This window comes from Agrobacterium burrii, assembly GCF_017313405.1.
Lineage (GTDB): Bacteria > Pseudomonadota > Alphaproteobacteria > Rhizobiales > Rhizobiaceae > Agrobacterium > Agrobacterium burrii.
Window position 1 is genome coordinate 36,326 of record NZ_JAFLNA010000014.1, and the last position, 17,216, is coordinate 53,541.

A 17,216-nucleotide genomic window follows, 5' to 3' on the forward strand; every position below is an offset into this window, starting at 1 on the left:
GGCCTCGTTTTTTTGAATTGCGGGATCGGTTCTAGCCGCCGACGCCCTGAAACATGCGGGCGCGGGCTTTGAGGATGTGGTCTTTCATCGCGTTATGCGCCGCCTGCTCGCGCCGCGCAAAAATTGCTTCCACGATGGCGGTATGCTCGTTCTGCACTTCGCGCACATGCTGCGGCGTGCGCTTGAGGCTGAGGCTGCGCGTTACCGACTGGCCAATCGCAAAATGGGGTTTGAACCACATCCGCACGGTGATGTGGAACTGGTTATGGCTTGCCCTCGCAATGGCTTCGTGCAGGGCAAAATCTTCCTCTGCGCCAAGATCGTTGCGCTCGAGACATTGTTCCAGAGCGGCAATTGCCTGCTCGATCCGCGTCTTGTCGGCCGGCTGCCAATTGCGCGCCGCAAGTTCGGCCCCCGAGGCCTCAAGGCCGGCCCGGAATTCGAAGAAACGCTGCACGTCGGCGAGCGAACCGACCGGCACCTGCTGCAACACCGACGAGTCCGGCTGCTGGCGTACATAGGACCCGGATCCCTTTTGCGAAACGACAAGCTCGTCATTGCGCAGCCGCTCCAGCGCCTCGCGCACAACCGGCCGGGAAGCCCCGAACAGCGAGGCCAGGCTTTGTTCGGATGGTAGCCGCTCGTTTATGGGAAACCGCCCGTCCGAAATCATGCCGACGATCTTTTCGTAGACGATGTCGCTGAGCCGGGTCTCGCCGCGTGCGGCCGACGATGTGGTCATATTGTCCATCAGCACACCTTTCGTTGCAAATCGCTGAAGTTGAACGGTTTCCTGTATGTCATCCGCAACAGAAATACCGGGGTTTTATCAGCGGGGGGCGCTGCCGTTCCGATCTTTATCGTCGAACCTGTTTTCGAAAATCGCTCTACGAATAAAAAATATGTAAAAATCTGTCAATACTTGTAATCATCTGAAAACGCCCATATGGTCTGCCCCTGCCGGTGGAGGATCGGCGTGCTGGCTGGCCGGGAGGGCCGTTGCGACACAGTGAAAGCTGTTTTGCTGCCGGTGATTTTTTGGGAGGATAATCGATGCGCGATGGGGATAAATTTTCGCTGGGCGTGACGCGCCGAACCTTTGTGGCGGGGCTTGGGGGTGTCGCTGCCCTTTCTGTCATCGGGACCTCGGCCCGGGCTGCCGCCGGCAAGGAAGCGCCGGACCTGGCGGCCTTGGTAAAGGACGGCAAATTGCCGCCTCTGGCCGAGCGCCTGCCTAAAAATCCGATGGTGGTGACGCCGCACGAAAAGATCGGCACCTATGGCGGCACATTGCGCCGTGGCCTGCGCGGCTCGTCGGACCATAACGGCATCCTGCGCATGGTTGGCAATCAGGGGCTGGTGCGCTGGAACATGGACTTCACCGAAGTTCTGCCGAATCTCGCTGAAAAATGGGAGGTCAATGAGGACGCCTCACAGTTCACCTTCCATCTGTTGCAGGGCGCGAAATGGTCTGACGGCCATCCCTTCACCGCAGATGACGTGGTGTTCGCCATCGAGGACTGCATCAAGAACAAGGAGCTCTATAGCGCCACCCCGGCTCAGCTCTCCGTCGCCGGCAAGGCCGTCGATGTCGAAAAGGTCGATGATTTCACGGTAAGGTTCAAATTCGCAGCGCCAAATGCGCTCTATCTCGAAAACCTCGCCACGCCGCTTGGTCAGCACCCAACGCTGTTTGCCAAGCATTATTGCAGCAAGTTCCTGCCGAAATACAACACGTCGCTCGATGCCGATGTGAAGGCGGCCGGCGTTTCCAGCTGGACGGAACTGTTCCGCGCCAAGTGCGGTGACATCGAAATTCCATCCCGCTGGTCGAATGCCGAGAAGCCCACGCTTGACCCGTGGGTGGTGAAGGAACCCTATTCCGGCGGCGCGACACGCGTGGTCATGACCCGCAATCCTTACTTCTGGCAGGTCGATACCGAAGGCAACCAGCTTCCCTACATCGATGAAGTCAATTTCGGCATCTCGCAGGATGTCGAATCGCTGATGCTGAACGTCATTTCCGGCAAGATCGACATTCAGGAACGCCATATCAGCGTTCTCGCCAACAAGCCGACCCTGTCGCAGAATATGAAAAAGGGCGATTACCGCCTGCTGACGCTGGTGCCATCCGCCTCGCAGCAGTGCCAGATCTACCTCAACATCACCCATAAAGACCCGGCAATGCGCAAGATGTTTGCCGACAAGTCGTTCCGTCAGGCGCTGTCCGTCGCTCTCAACCGGCAGGAAATCATCGACATCGTCTATTTCGGCCAGAGCGAGGGATATCAGGCCGGGCCACGCCCGACGCATCCCTGGTACAATGAAAAACTGGCGCGCCAGTACACCGAATATGATGCCGCCAAGGCGAATGAACTTCTCGACAAGGCCGGTTACGACAAGAAGAATGGCAACGGCATGCGGCTGCGGCCGGACGGTCAGCCGATCTTCTTCTCCATCGATGTCATCCCGACGCTCTATCCCGATCTGGTCGATGCGCTGGAACTGGTGAAGGCGCAATGGGCGCAGATCGGCGTCGATATCAAGGTCAACACCATCGAACGCGCGCTGTATTACACACGCGGCGATGACAATGCCCATGATGCGGCGGTGTGGCCCGGCCCCGGCGGTCTCGATCCGATGCTCGACCCGCGCGATTTCTTCGCCTTCCATCCGCAGGGTTCGCGTTACGCCATTCCGTGGGCGCTCTGGTACACATCCAACGGCCAGAAGGGCGAGGAACCGCCGGAAAGCCAGAAGAAGCGCTTCAAACTGTTCGATGAAGCGCGCTCGACAGCCGACCTTGCCAAGCGCGGTGCGAAGATGAAGGAAATCTTCGATATCGCGGCGGATGAGTTCGAAACGATTGGTCTCTGCCTTGCCGTTGGCGGTTTCGGCATCATCCGCAACAATCTGCGCAACGTGCCGGAAACCGAGCCTGACAGCTGGTCGTGGCCCAATCCCGGTCCGGCGCTGCCGCAACAGTTCACCTTCACAAGCTGACACCGCCACATGGGCGTCGCTGCCTAAACGCGGCGACGCCTTTCAGGTTGTTTCTACCACCCACAAACCCGTCTCCTTAGCGGTGCGTGCGGTATAATGTGATTGCGAGAGCGACATGCTGCTTTTTATCGTCAAACGCCTGCTGTGGATGATACCGTCCCTGTTTGCCGTCAGTTTCCTTGCCTTTGTCCTGATCCAGCTGCCACCCGGCGACTATGTGACGACCTATATCGCCACGTTGGCCGCTTCCAACGAGGTCATCGACCACAATACGGCAGCGCAGCTGCGTGAACGCTTCGGTCTCGATGATCCGATGATCGTGCAATATCTGAAATGGATATGGGGCATCATCAGCCGCGGTGATTTCGGCATTTCGTTCGAATGGCAGCAGCCGGTTTCCGGCCTGATCTGGGAGCGTATGGCGCTGACGCTGGTTCTGGCCGTCGCAAGCCTTCTCGCCACCTGGGCCATCGCCCTTCCCATCGGTGTTTTCTCCGCCGTGCGCAAATATTCGATCGGCGATTATCTCTTCACCGCCTTCTCGTTTTTCGGCCTGTCCATACCGTCATTCCTGCTGGCGCTGGTGCTGATGTATGTCGCGGCGGTGGAGTTCGGGGCCGATGTCGGCGGGCTGTTTTCGGCGGAATATGAAACGGCGTCGTGGAGCGTCGCCAAGATGATCGACCTGATGGCCCATATCTGGCTGCCGGTCGCCATCCTTGCCGTGTCGTCCACCGCAAGCCTCATCCGCGTCATGCGCGCCAACATGCTGGACGAATTGCCCAAACCCTATGTGACCACAGCGCGTGCAAAGGGATTGTCCGAGTTCAGGCTGCTGACGAAATACCCGTTGAGAATTGCGCTCAACCCCTTCATTTCCACCATTGCATGGCTGCTGCCCAACCTCATTTCGGGCTCCGTGGTTGTCGCCATCGTGCTCAACCTGCCCACGGCCGCACCGCTGCTTTTGCAGTCGCTGATGGCGCAGGACATGTATCTCGCCGGCGCTTTCGTACTTTTGATCTGCGCGCTGACGCTGATCGGATCGCTGATCAGCGACATCCTGCTTGCGCTGGTCGATCCGCGCATCCGTCTCGAATAGGAGGGCGCCATGAGCGATATCGCAATCACCACCAACACCCGGCCGGACCGCGCCGCCGTCGCCTCGCAGTGGCAGCTCATCTGGTGGGCGTTCAAGCGCCACAGGCTGGCCATGGTCGCCCTGTTCATCACCATCGCCATGTATCTCGTCGCGCTTTTGCCTGGTTTCTTCGCCATCAACGATCCGGTGCTGCAAAATGCGCGCGCCACCTTCCATCCGCCGCAACGGGTGCATTTCATCGATACGACGGACGGCTTCTCGCTCGGAATGCATTATTATCCGCTGAAGCTGACGCGCGATCCTGAAACGCTGGCTGCTGTGTTCGTCGAAGATACGGCGAAGAAAATCCCGGTCCAGCTTTTCGGTCGCGGCTACGAATATTCCGTGCTCGGCCTGTTCACCACGGATATCCACCTGCTGGCCTCGACCGACAAGACGCGGCCGCTCTTCCTTTTCGGTGCTGATCGCCTTGGCCGCGATGTTTTCAGTCGGGTGGTGCAGGGATCGCAGATTTCGCTGTCCATCGGCCTCGTCGGCGTGTTCTTCTCGCTGTTGCTCGGTGTCGTCCTCGGCGGTATCTCCGGTTATTACGGCGGCCGCATCGATTTCGTCATGCAGCGGGTGATCGACTTCGTTCTGTCACTGCCCACCATTCCCATCTGGCTGGCAATGGCCGCCGCCCTGCCGCAGGGCTGGCCGGCAACGCTGCAATATATGATGATCACCATCATCCTGTCCTTGACCGGCTGGGCGCAGCTTGCCCGCGTCGTGCGTGGCCGGTTCCTGTCGCTGCGGACCGAAGAGTTCGTGGCGGCAGCGCGGCTGGATGGCGTGTCGGAAGGGCGCATCATCTTCCGCCACATGCTGCCGAGTTTTTCGAGCCATATCATCGCCTCGGTCACGCTTGCGGTTCCGGCGATGATCCTTGCGGAAACCTCGCTGTCCTTCCTCGGTCTTGGCCTCCAGCCGCCGACGATTTCCTGGGGCGTGCTGCTTCGCGAGGCACAGAATATTCGCTCGATTGCAACTGCACCGTGGCTGTTCCTGCCCGGCGTGGCTGTTGTCGTTGCCGTCATGGCGCTCAATCTGCTCGGTGACGGTCTGCGCGACGCAGCCGACCCCTATAACAAGTGAGGCCCCGGATGAGCGATATTCTCTCCATGAAGTCTGCCCGACCGCTGCTTGACGTCCGCAATCTGGTCACCGAATTTCCCGTGCGAAACGGCATTTTCCGGGCGGTCAACGATCTGTCTTTCTCCATCGATCCCGGCAAGACGCTCTGCGTCGTCGGCGAAAGCGGTTCCGGCAAATCCGTTACCGCCCGCTCGATCCTGCAGATCATCGACAGCCCCGGTTACATCGCCTCCGGGTCGATCATCCTCAACCGTGCCGACGGCACGTCGCTTGATCTCGCAAAGCTCGATCCGCGCAGCCGGGCCATCCGCTCGGTGCGCGGCGCAGACATCTCGATGATTTTTCAGGAGCCGATGTCATCGCTGTCGCCGGTGCATACCGTTGGTGACCAGATCACCGAAGTTCTGCGGCTGCACTTGAAGATGAGCAAGGCGCAGGCACGGGCGGAAGCCATCGAGCTGCTGCGGCAGGTGGAAATTCCCAACCCTGAAAAGGCGCTGGATCGTTATGCCTTCCAATATTCCGGCGGCATGCGCCAGCGCGCCATGATCGCCATGGCGCTGGCCTGCAAACCGCAACTGTTGATCGCCGACGAACCGACGACCGCGCTTGACGTCACGACACAGGCCGAAATCCTCGACCTGATATCGCGGCTGCAAAAGGCGCATGGCATGGCGGTGCTGTTCATCACCCATGACATGGGTGTGGTGGCGCAGATTGCCGATGACGTGCTGGTCATGCATCACGGCGTCGCCAAGGAATACGGCACTGTCGACGAAATATTCCACAATCCGCAGGACCCCTATACGCGCATGCTGATCGGTTCTGTTCTGAAGCTGGAGCAGAAGGCGGAAATCCGGCTTGCCCGCCCGCCGCTCGATCTTGCCGCAGCACCGATCCTCGAGGTCAACGATCTCTCCATGCATTTCGGCGAGATGAAGGCGCTGGATGGCGTGTCCATCAAGCTGCTGCCGGGCGAAACGCTCGGCATCGTCGGCGAAAGCGGCTCCGGCAAGACCACGATGGGTCGCTCGATCATGCGCCTCTACGATCCGAACGGCGGCGAAATGCTTTATCGCCGGGCGGATGGCACGGTGGTCGATCTCGCCAGGATCGAAGGCGCCGAGCTGAAAGCGGCGCGGCGCGAGTTGCGCATGGTGTTTCAGGACCCGTTCGGCTCGCTCAATCCGCGCATGACGGTGGCGCAGGTGATCGGCGAGCCATTGCTGGTCAACGGCATCGCGAAAGGCAGGGAGCTGGATGAACGCGTCTGCGCCCTGATGGAGCAGGTGGGTCTCGACCCGGCCGGGCGTGAGCGGTATCCGCACGCCTTTTCCGGCGGCCAGCGCCAGCGTATCGGCATTGCCCGCGCCATCACGCTGCGGCCCCGCATCATCGTTGCGGATGAGGCGACATCGGCGCTCGATGTTTCGGTGCGGTTTCAGGTGCTGGATCTGCTGATGCGGCTGCAGGACGAACTTGGGCTGGCTTACATCTTCATCAGCCACGACATCGGCGTCATCAGATACATGTGCGACCGCGTCGGGGTGATGTATCGCGGCAAGCTGGTGGAAGTGGGAGAGGCCGAAAAGGTCTGCAACGCGCCGGATCACCCTTACACGCAGGCGCTTCTATCGGCCATTCCACGCCCGGACCCGCGAGACCGGGATCGCACCCGAAGGTTCCGTTATGTCGAACCACCCGAGATCAAGAACGGGGTTGCGGCCCGATAGTGTCGCGGCTGTTGCATCCTGAAATTCACGAGGAAGACTAAAGCATGAAAATCGATCGCATGCGGGTATTCGTCACCCGCGACAAGGACCGTCCCCGCGTTGTCGTCGCTCTCGATACCGATGACGGTTTGACCGGCTGGGGCGAATGTTACAATCACGGCCCCGATCTCGCATTGCCGCCAATTCTGGACTACCTCTATGGCTTCCTTGCCGGGCAGGACCCGACGCGGGTCGAATATCTCTACAACCTTCTCCTCCAGCAGAACCGCTTTCCACCCGGCGCGCTCGGTCTCTCGGCAATCTCGGCGCTTGACCATTGCCTGTGGGACCTCGCGGCCAAGGCGGCCGGCGTGCCAGTCTACAAGCTGCTGGGCGGCGAAGTGCGCGACCGCATCAAGGTCTATGCCGGCGTCTACACCGCGCCGGATGCGCCGGCAGCAAAAGAAGAGTTCGATCGGCTGAACGAGGATTGGGGGTTCACGGCCTTCAAGCTAAGCCCGTGGCGCCTCGATATTCACGCCCATCGCTGGGGCGAGGTAGTGCGCAGTTCGGCCGAATATTTCCGTTCGCTGCGCGAAACGGTGCGCCCCGATTACGATATCGCTTTCGATGCTCATGCCAAGATTTTCGAGCCGGCCGCCGCCCGCCAGCTGGGCAACGCGCTTGCGCCTTACGATCCGCTGTTCTTCGAGGAGCCTTTGCGTCCGGAAAACATCGAGATGTGGGGCGACCTGAAACAGGGGCTGAACTGCACACTGGCAACAGGTGAAAGTCTCTATAATCGCAATGAGTTCCTGCGTCTTCTTCAAGTGAAGGGTGCGGATATAATCCAGCCAGATATCTGCGTTGTGGGCGGCATTTCGGAAATGCGCCGCATCGCCACGCTTGCGGAAGCCCACTTCGTCAGCATCGCGCCGCATAACCCGATGGGGCCGCTCGCCACCGCCGTCAACGTGCATTTTTCCGCCGCCCAGCAAAATTTCCGTATTCTGGAATACCGGCTGCCGAAAGGGCAGTGCTACGTCTACGGCGGCACCGATCTGGAAAAACGCGAGGACGAAACGCGTTATGTCGTCGATCCCTATCTGCCCAAGGACGGATACCTCGAACTGAGGCCGGATCGCCCGGGCTGGGGTATCGAGATGGACGAAAAAGCCATGCAGGAGGATGGCTATGTTCACTGGCAAAGACGGGTGCCGAAACGGCCTGACGGCTCCTATGCCTTCGCCTGAAACAGTCTCGATTGCCTGCGGGCCGCTTTCGGCCCGCCTGAGCCCCGCCTGGGGCGGCAGGATGACCCATCTGCGCCATGCGGATTATGGTGACATTCTGGTGCCGACATCAGAGCCGGATTTCGAGCCGTTCAACTGGCCGAGAGCCGGTGCATACCCGCTGTTTCCGTACCACAACCGGCTTCATAACGGCTCCTTCGTCCATGCGGGCATCCGCCATGATCTGCTGCCCCATCCGGCCCTTGCTCCGGACGCCATGCATGGTCCGGCGCACCGTCGAGCGTGGGAGATTGCCAGTCTGTCTTCCGATTGCATAGGGCTGATGCTGGGTTACAAAGCTGACGGTGAATGGCCGTTTTCTTTCCGCGCCGAACAGTCTTTCCTGCTGGACGATAACGGCCTCGCCGTGGAACTGTCGATCACCAATCTGGCGGATGTGCCTGCGCCGATGGCGCTTGGCTGGCATCCCTACTTTGCTGCCGGGCTCAACTGTGACGCATCGACGGACGCCAGGCTGCAATATCCTCTGGACGCGCAAAACGTGCCGACCGGTCAGCCGGCCGCGCCTTTCGCGGAACCTGCCATCCCCGCCACGACGGGATACACCCTGCACTTCACCTGTTGGTCAAAGGCGCAGGTTCAATGCGGCGGGTTTTCACTGCGGCTCGAGGCCGACCCCGTTTTTTCCCATCTGGCCGTGCACCGCATGGACCGTTATCTTTGCCTCGAACCCGTTTCCATGGCAGCCGGAACACTTGGTTTGCCGCAGGCGGGACGAGAGGGGCAGGGTCTGAGGATAGCCGCCCCCGGCGAGCGACTGTCGGGGCGCATCAGGCTCTCCATCAATCCTTGAAGAGATACGCTTTACCGGCAAGGCCAGCGGCGGCCCCGCCCCACATGGTTCACTTTCAAAAAAAACGCCACTTGCCCATATTTTGAGCGCTAATTATGACCGCTCAAAAATGCGCTTGACGTGCGCGAAAATTTCTCACCAAATGAACCAATATGAGATTGGTTCAATGATTGGTGCGATGTGGCGGTGAACCCTAACGACAACTCCAACTACGCCCTGGCGAAGCTGCGTGACTATATTCAGACGCAGGATCTTACCAAAGAAGGTCGTTTGCCAACGGAGCGGGCTTTTGCGGAGAGTTTTAATGTCGGACGTCGTTCGATTCGCCGCGCGCTGGAGGTTCTGGAGGCCGAAGGCCTGATCTGGCGGCGGCAGGGGGCCGGGACCTTTGTGGGTGAAAAGCCTGACGATTGGTCCGCTCAGGTCACCGAACTGGTGGCCGGCACTGATATCATGGAAATCATGGAGGTGCGTCTGCGCATCGAGCCGCAACTGGCGCAACTGGCGGCCATGCGCGCCAAGCCGGCCGAGGTGGAGCGCATGCGCGCCCTTGTTCAAAAGACCGGCCAGAGTACGGATGCCGACGCAAAGGAACTGTGGGATGGCTCGCTCCATCGGCAGATAGCCCAGAGTGCCGGCAACAAACTCTTCCTGTCGATCTTCGATGTCGTCAACCGCATCCGTCAGGATGATGCATGGCAGTCGATACGGGAACTCGCCCGGCGTAGCGGCACGAATGGCAGGGCATCTTTCGAACAGCACATGGCCATCGTCGATGCCATCGCCGACCGCGATCCCGCAAGAGCCGGTGAAGCGATGCGCCAGCATCTTCTCATGCATCAGGAAAGGCTGATCCGCGCCACCTCGCTTGGCTTTCTGGAGGAGGGAACCGGGGAGGGCAATGGGGCCGAAGCCGATGATTCACTGACCGCAGCCTCTTGAGGCCGCGGATGAAAACCGTCGTCCCTTCAAGGGCGGCCAATGACAAAAAGTCAAAATAACCAGACCAGAGGAAAGAACATGAAGAAAATCCAGACTTTGACTGCGGCGCTGTTTGCCAGCGCATTGCTCGCCGCGCCGGCGCTATCGTCGGAATTGCGCATTGGCCTTAATGACGACGCCGACGTGCTCGACCCGGCGCAATCGCGCACCTTCGTCGGCCGCATCGTCTACACCGCCATGTGCGACAAGCTGGTGGACATTTCGCAGGACATGAAGATCGTGCCCCAGCTTGCCACCGAATGGGCCTGGTCCGAAGCCGGCAAGGTGCTGACCATGAAAATCCGCGATGGCGTCAAGTTCCACAATGGCGAGACGCTTGATGCGGCCGCCGTTGTTGCGACCATCGAGCGCAATATGACGCTGCCGGAATCGCGCCGCAAAAGCGAGCTCTCCTCGGTCGAGAAGGTTGAGGCGACGGGACCGCTGGAGGTGAAATTCACGCTGAAGACGCCTGACGTTACCCTTTTGGCGCAGCTTTCCGACCGCGCCGGCATGATCGTTGAACCCAAAGCGGCCAAGGAACTGGGCGCGAATTTTGGTTCGAAACCGGTTTGCGCCGGGCCGTTCAAATTTGTCGAGCGTATCCAGCAGGACCGTATCGTGCTGGAGAAATTCGCTGACTATTGGGACAAGGACAAGGTCCTCGTCGACAAGGTCGTTTATCTGCCGATCCCCGATACGACCGTGAAGCTTGCGAACCTTCGCGCCGGCGACCTCGATATCGCCGAACGCATTTCGGCGTCCGATGCGGAATCCGTCAGGAACGACTCCAAGCTGACCTATGCCGATGTGATCGGGCCGGGTTACATGGCCATGTATGTCAACATGAACAATGGCGCGCGCGCCGACAATCCGCTCGGCAAGGACAAGCGTCTGCGGCAGGCATTCTCCTATGCGATCGACCGCGAGGCGATCGGCCAGATCGTTTTTGAAGGCACCTCCAAGGGCGGTAATCAGGCCTTCCCGCCGACGAGCCCGTGGTTCAACCAGAATCTGCCGGTGCCGCCGCGCGATGTCGACAAGGCCAAGCAGTTGATGAAGGAAGCGGGTTACGAGACGCTCGATATCGAGCTTCAGCACGCCAACAACACCACGCAGACGCAGATGATGCAGGTCATCCAGTCGATGGTGGCCGAGGCCGGTTTCAACGTCACCCTGAAGGCGACGGAATTCGCGACGCTGCTGTCCGAACAGACCGCCGGCAATTACCAGCTCAGCCGTTCCGACTGGTCGGGACGTATCGATCCCGATGGCAACCTGCACCAGTTCGTCACCTGCAAGGGTGGCATCAACGATGTGAAATATTGCAACCCTGAAGTCGACAAGCTGCTGAACGAGGCTCGCGCCTCGACCGAAGATGCGGTCCGCAAGGAAAAATACGATGCCGCAAGCGTCATCCTCAACGATGACATGCCGATCATCTATCTCGGCCACCAGCCCTATGCCTATGCCATTTCCAACAAGGTCAAGGGCTGGGCGCCATCGCCTGACGGTATGATCCGCCTTCTCGGCGTCAGCAAGGACTGACAGCTTTGAACAGGTCGCACGGCTTGCCGTGCGGCCCCCAGCACCGGACTCAAACGGGGGCAATGCCATGCCTGTCTATATCGGCAAGCGACTGCTGGTCGCGATCCCGACGCTTCTGATCATTTCCATCTTCGTTTTCTCGCTGCAAAAGCTGCTGCCGGGCGATCCGGTTCTTGCCATGGCGGGCGAGGAACGCGATCCCGCGACGATTGAATTCCTGCGGGAAAAATATCGCCTCAACGACCCGGTGCCTCTTCAGTACCTCAACTGGCTGGGCGGTGTGGTGACCGGCGATTTCGGCATTTCGCTGCGCACCAACCAGCCGGTGCTGGAGCTTATCGGTCAGAAGCTGCCGGTCACCATTCAGCTGGCGGTCATGGCGATGTTCTTCGCCATGGTCATCGGCATTCCCATCGGCATTCTGGCCGCCGTCAAGAAGAATACGTGGATCGATTATACGGCCAATATCGTGGCGCTTTCCGGCCTGTCGATCCCGAATTTCTGGCTCGGCATTATGCTCATCCTGCTGGTGTCGGTGAAACTCGGCTGGCTGCCGGCATCCGGTTATGAATCGATCTTCGTCGACCCTGTTCGTTCCATCGAAACCATGATCATGCCTGCCTTCGTGCTCGGCAATGCGCTTGCGGCGACGCTGATGCGTCATACCCGCTCGGCGATGGTGGCGGTTTTGAGTTCCGACTATATCCGTACCGCCCGCGCCAAGGGGCTTTCGCCGCGCGAAATCATCCTGTCGCACAGTTTCCGCAATGCGCTTCTGCCGGTCATCACGCTGCTGGCGCTGCTGTTCGGCGAATTGCTGGCCGGCGCGGTTCTGACGGAGCAGATTTTCACCATTCCCGGCTTTGGCAAGATGACGGTCGATGCGGTGTTCACGCGGGATTACGCCGTCGTGCAGGGCATCGTTTTATGCACCGCCGTTGGTTTCATCCTCATGAACCTTCTGGCCGATATCGCCTATGTCCTGCTCAACCCCCGCCTCAGGGCGACAATCTAAGGCCCTGATATCATGACCGTTCTTGATCAAAACATCTCCGTACCGGCGACACGGCAGGAAAGCCGCGCCTGGAAGAAAATGAAGCGCAACAAATCTGCGCTTGTCGGCTTGGTGATTGTGCTGTTTTTCGCAGTACTTGCTATCGCCGCGCCGATCCTGCCGATTGCGGACCCGATTGCGACCAGCTGGTCGGCCATCCGCAAGGCGCCATCGGCGGCCCATTGGCTCGGCACCGACGATCTCGGCCGCGACATTCTCTCCCGCATGATCTATGGCGCGCGCGCCTCGCTGATGGCAGGCGTCGTCTCCGTGATGATCGCGGTGGTGATCGGAGTACCGTTCGGCCTGATTTCAGGCTATTTCGGCGGCTGGGTGGATATGGTCATATCCCGCATCACCGAAGCGCTGCTGGCCATGCCCTTCCTCATCATGGCGATTGCGCTTGCCGCCTTCCTCGGCCCGAGCCTTACCAATGCGATGATCGCCATCGGCCTTTCCGCCATGCCGATCTTCGTGCGGTTGACCCGCGGGCAGGTGCTGGCGGTCAAGATGGAGGACTATGTCGAAGGCGCAAGGTCCATCGGCCTCAACCATATCGATATCATGACCCGTTATATCCTGCCGAATGTCTTTGCTCCCATCATCGTGCAGGCAACGCTGACGGTGGCGACCGCCATCATCGCGGAGGCGAGCCTTTCTTTCCTCGGCCTTGGCCAGCAGGCGCCGGCTCCTTCATGGGGTTCGATGCTGAACACCGCGAAGAATTTCCTCAGCCAGGCGCCCTGGATGACGATGTGGCCCGGCATCGCCATCTTCCTCGTCGTCATCGGTTTCAATCTTCTGGGCGACGGCCTGCGCGATGCGCTCGATCCGCGCGAAGCATGATCTTTTACAAGGAAATACCCTGATGAATGAATTCACCACACGCCCCGAGATCCTTGGCACCTTCGGCGTCGTCACCTCAACGCACTGGATCGCATCGGCGGTTGGCATGGCGATCCTCGAAAAGGGTGGCAATGCTTTCGACGCCGCCGTCGCCACCGGTTTCGTGCTGCAGATCGTCGAGCCGCATCTGTGCGGTCCCGGCGGCGACATGCCCGCCGTGTTTTATTCAAAGCAGAAGGACAAGGTCGAAGTCATCTGCGCCCAGGGTCCGGCCCCGAGCGGTGCGACGATCGAGCGCTACACCTCGGAGGGGCTGAAGCTGATCCCCGGCGACGGGCTGCTTGCCACCGTCATTCCCGGCGCTTTCGATGGCTGGATGCTGATGTTGCGCGACTATGGCACGATGAGCGTGCGCGAGGTGCTGGAGCCGGCCATCTATTATGCCGAACACGGGCATCCGACGCTGCCGCGTGTCTCCGCCACCATCAAGGGACTGGCGGCGTTCTTCGAGAAGGAATGGCCGACATCCCACGAGACGTGGCTGCCGGGCGGTGCCGCACCTGAGCCTCACGCCAATTTCAGGAACCCGGTTCTGGCCGCGACCTATCAGCGGATCATCACCGAAGCCGAAGCGCGTTCCGGCCGCGAAAACCAGATCGAGGCCGCGCGGGATGCGTATTATCGGGGTTTCGTTGCGGAAGCCATCGACAGTTACGTCAGCACCGCAGAGGTGATGGATGCCAGCGGCTCAAAGCACAAAGGCGTGCTGACGGCGCAGGACATGGCCGGGTGGAGCGCGACCGTCGAAGCGCCGCAGACGTTCGATTATCATGACTGGACGATTGCCAAGACGCCTGCCTGGGGGCAGGGTCCGGTTCTGCTGCAATCGCTCGCTTTGCTGAAGGGCTTCGATATTGCGGCCATGGACCCGTCCGGGCCTGATTTCATCCACACCACCGTCGAAGCCATGAAGCTCGCCTTTGCCGACCGCGAGGTCTATTATGGCGATCCGGAATTCGGGCAGATCCCGACCGAGTATCTCCTCTCTGAAGGCTACAACGCCGGGCGTCGCAAACTGATCGGCAGCGAGGCATCGCTCGACCTGCGCCCCGGCACCGTGCCGGGTTACGAAAAGCAGGTGGATGCCACCATGGCGATGCTGGCCGAGATGAGCGGCAAGGGCACCGTCTACGAGCCGACCATGTCGCACCTGACCGAAAAGCGCGGTGACACGGTGCATATCGATGTCATCGACCGCTGGGGCAATATGGTTTCCACCACGCCCTCGGGCGGCTGGCTGCAATCTTCGCCCATCGTGCCCGGTCTGGGTTTCGCGCTCAATTCCCGCGCCCAGATGTTCTGGCTGAAGGAAGGCTTGCCGACCTCGCTTGCGCCGGGCAAACGCCCACGCACGACGCTGACGCCGTCGCTCGCGCTGCATCAGGGCCGCCCCTCGATGGTGTTCGGCACGCCGGGCGGCGATCAACAGGATCAATGGCAGCTGCCCTTCTTCCTGCGTTATGCGCACCACGGTAAGAACCTGCAGGCGTCCATCGATATGCCGCTGTTCCACACCTCGCATTTTCCGGGTTCGTTTTACCCGCGCACCAGCTCGCCGGGTGAAATCATGGTGGAAAGCACGGTGGGTGAGGCCACACTCGCTGAGCTTCGCCGTCGCGGCCACCGGGTCACGGTTGCCGATGCCTGGTCGGTCGGGCGGCTCACCGCAGCAAGGCGGGATGCGGATGGCCTGTTGCGGGCGGCCGCTACCCCCCGGCTGATGCAGGCCTATGCGGTGGGGCGTTGACATCATGGAGACAAAACCCGTCCTCTCCGTCCGTAACCTGACCACGTCCTTTCTCGTCGATGACGAATGGAAGAGCGTCGTGCGCAATGTCTCCTTCGATGTCGCGCCCGGCGAAACCGTCGCGATTGTCGGAGAATCCGGTTCCGGCAAGTCCGTCACCTCGCTGTCGCTCATGCGGCTGCTCGCACCGGCCTCCAGCCGGATCGAAGGCGAAGTGCTGCTCAACGGCCGTAATCTGCTGGCGCTTTCCGAAAAGGAGATGCGTGGCGTGCGCGGCAACGATATCTCGATGATCTTTCAGGAGCCGATGACCTCGCTCAACCCGATCTTCACCATCGGCCGGCAGATTTCCGAAGTGCTTATCAGGCACAAGGGGCTTTCCAAGCAGCAGGCAAGGGCGGAGACGGTGCGTCTTCTGGAAAAGGTTCGCATTCCCAACGCATCCAGCCGCTTCGACGAATATCCGCATCAGTTTTCCGGCGGCATGCGCCAGCGCGTGATGATCGCCATGGCGCTAGCCTCCCGCCCGAAACTGCTGATCGCCGACGAACCGACGACGGCGCTCGACGTCACCATTCAGGGTCAGATCCTCGACCTCATCAAGCTGCTGCAGGAAGAGGAGGGCATGTCGGTGCTCTTCATCACCCATGACATGGGCGTGGTGGCTGAGATCGCCGATCGCACTATCGTCATGTATCGCGGTGATGAGGTCGAGACCGGGCCGACCGAGGATATATTCCAGCGTGGCAAGCATCCTTACACGCGCGCACTGCTCTCGGCGGTGCCGAGGCTCGGTTCGATGCATGACCGTGCGTGGCCGACGCGGTTTCCGGTGCTCGACATGAAAACCGGTCTCTCGACGGAAGCCGAGGAAGTGGCCGAGACGGTTGCGAACGGGCAGACGCCGGTTCTGTCGGTCAAGAACCTCGTGACGCGTTTTCCCATCCGCTCCGGCCTGCTGGCGCGGCAGACGGGTGCTGTTCACGCCGTCGAAAACGTCTCCTTTGACCTTTTTCAGGGGGAGACTCTCGCTCTCGTCGGTGAATCCGGTTGCGGAAAATCCACCACCGGCCGCTCTATCATGCGTCTCGTCGAGCCGTCGTCCGGCGACGTGTCGCTCGACGGTTACGATGTGATGCGGCTCGATACCGTTGGCCTGCGCAATATGCGCAAATCCGTGCAGATGATCTTTCAGGACCCGTTCTCGTCGCTCAATCCGCGCATGACGGTGGGGACGGCGATTTCCGAACCCTTCATCAAGCACAGGCTTGGCACCACGAAACAGGCAAGGGAAAAGACCGCCGATCTTCTCGAAAAGGTTGGTCTGGCCGCCGATATGGCCAGCCGCTACCCGCATGAATTCTCCGGCGGCCAGCGCCAGCGCATTGCGATTGCCCGCGGGCTGGCGCTAGACCCGAAGGTTATCGTTGCCGATGAAAGCGTCTCGGCGCTGGATGTCTCGATCAAGGCGCAGGTCTGCAACCTGCTGCTCGATCTGCAACAGAGCCTCAACCTCGCCTTCCTGTTCATTTCGCACGACATGGCGGTGGTGGAGCGCGTCAGCCATCGGGTGGCGGTGATGTATCTCGGCGAGATCGTCGAAATCGGTCCGCGTGCTGCCGTCTTCGACAATCCGCAACACGCCTATACGAAAAAGCTGATGGCGGCGGTGCCGGTACCCGATCCCGCACGACGCGGAATAAGACGCGGCATCTCCAATGACGAGCTGAAAAGCCCGATACGGGCGATGGGTTATGAAACGCCTGAGCGGACCTACAGGACCGTTTCACCCGGTCACTTCGTGCAGGTGGCCTGATGCGGCAAAGACAGGCCCTTGAAGTGAACGCCGGTCGTCTGGAATAATGGCGCGGCTTGCACCACCGGTGCCGGCATTCTTTCGAGGTGATGATGCGACGTCTGGTT

At 60.3% G+C, this 17,216-nt stretch carries 13 protein-coding genes; 12 read left to right on the top strand and 1 reads right to left on the bottom strand.

Annotated elements, in window-relative coordinates; translation table 11 throughout:
- Positions 1-31: 31 nt before the first annotated feature.
- On the bottom strand, positions 32-751 hold the full coding sequence (locus JZX89_RS22390; RefSeq protein WP_207135328.1) for a FadR/GntR family transcriptional regulator: 720 nt from the start codon (positions 749-751) through the stop codon (positions 32-34).
- Positions 752-1,053: 302 nt separating this feature from the next.
- On the opposite strand from JZX89_RS22390, the gene JZX89_RS22395 reads away from it, so the two are divergent.
- The 12 genes from JZX89_RS22395 to JZX89_RS22450 all read left to right on the top strand — a co-directional run bounded on the left by JZX89_RS22395 (position 1,054) and on the right by JZX89_RS22450 (position 17,109).
- Positions 1,054-3,003, top strand: a complete 1,950-nt coding sequence (locus JZX89_RS22395) for an ABC transporter substrate-binding protein (RefSeq protein ID WP_207135329.1) — start codon at positions 1,054-1,056, stop codon at positions 3,001-3,003.
- Positions 3,004-3,118: 115 nt separating this feature from the next.
- Entirely contained in the window at positions 3,119-4,105 is a 987-nt protein-coding gene (locus tag JZX89_RS22400) for an ABC transporter permease (protein WP_207135330.1), read from the top strand.
- Positions 4,106-4,114: 9 nt separating this feature from the next.
- Positions 4,115-5,239: an ABC transporter permease gene (locus JZX89_RS22405; RefSeq protein WP_207135331.1), complete on the top strand. Its 1,125-nt coding sequence runs from the start codon at positions 4,115-4,117 to the stop codon at positions 5,237-5,239.
- Positions 5,240-5,247: 8 nt separating this feature from the next.
- Positions 5,248-6,972, top strand: coding sequence for an ABC transporter ATP-binding protein (locus JZX89_RS22410; RefSeq protein ID WP_188356125.1), 1,725 nt, complete (start codon positions 5,248-5,250; stop codon positions 6,970-6,972).
- Positions 6,973-7,016: 44 nt separating this feature from the next.
- Positions 7,017-8,204 (top strand): galactarate dehydratase, encoded by a 1,188-nt coding sequence (locus JZX89_RS22415; protein ID WP_153516097.1) that lies wholly within the window; start codon positions 7,017-7,019, stop codon positions 8,202-8,204.
- On the top strand, positions 8,191-9,057 hold the full coding sequence (locus tag JZX89_RS22420; protein ID WP_207135414.1) for an aldose 1-epimerase: 867 nt from the start codon (positions 8,191-8,193) through the stop codon (positions 9,055-9,057). The genes JZX89_RS22415 and JZX89_RS22420 overlap by 14 nt, the downstream gene beginning before the upstream one ends.
- 180 nt (positions 9,058-9,237) lie before the next feature.
- The gene (locus JZX89_RS22425; RefSeq protein ID WP_207135332.1) at positions 9,238-9,999 is read left to right on the top strand and encodes a FadR/GntR family transcriptional regulator; all 762 of its coding nucleotides are present in this window, start codon (positions 9,238-9,240) and stop codon (positions 9,997-9,999) included.
- A gap of 78 nt (positions 10,000-10,077) precedes the next feature.
- Positions 10,078-11,586: an ABC transporter substrate-binding protein gene (locus JZX89_RS22430; RefSeq protein ID WP_207135333.1), complete on the top strand. Its 1,509-nt coding sequence runs from the start codon at positions 10,078-10,080 to the stop codon at positions 11,584-11,586.
- A gap of 67 nt (positions 11,587-11,653) precedes the next feature.
- Positions 11,654-12,601: an ABC transporter permease gene (locus tag JZX89_RS22435; RefSeq protein WP_006311351.1), complete on the top strand. Its 948-nt coding sequence runs from the start codon at positions 11,654-11,656 to the stop codon at positions 12,599-12,601.
- Between the two features lie 12 nt (positions 12,602-12,613).
- On the top strand, positions 12,614-13,486 hold the full coding sequence (locus JZX89_RS22440) for an ABC transporter permease (RefSeq protein ID WP_207135334.1): 873 nt from the start codon (positions 12,614-12,616) through the stop codon (positions 13,484-13,486).
- Positions 13,487-13,508: 22 nt separating this feature from the next.
- Entirely contained in the window at positions 13,509-15,293 is a 1,785-nt protein-coding gene (locus JZX89_RS22445) for a gamma-glutamyltransferase family protein (protein ID WP_207135335.1), read from the top strand.
- Between the two features lie 4 nt (positions 15,294-15,297).
- Positions 15,298-17,109, top strand: coding sequence for an ABC transporter ATP-binding protein (locus JZX89_RS22450; protein ID WP_207135336.1), 1,812 nt, complete (start codon positions 15,298-15,300; stop codon positions 17,107-17,109).
- The last annotated feature ends 107 nt before the right edge of the window (positions 17,110-17,216 follow it).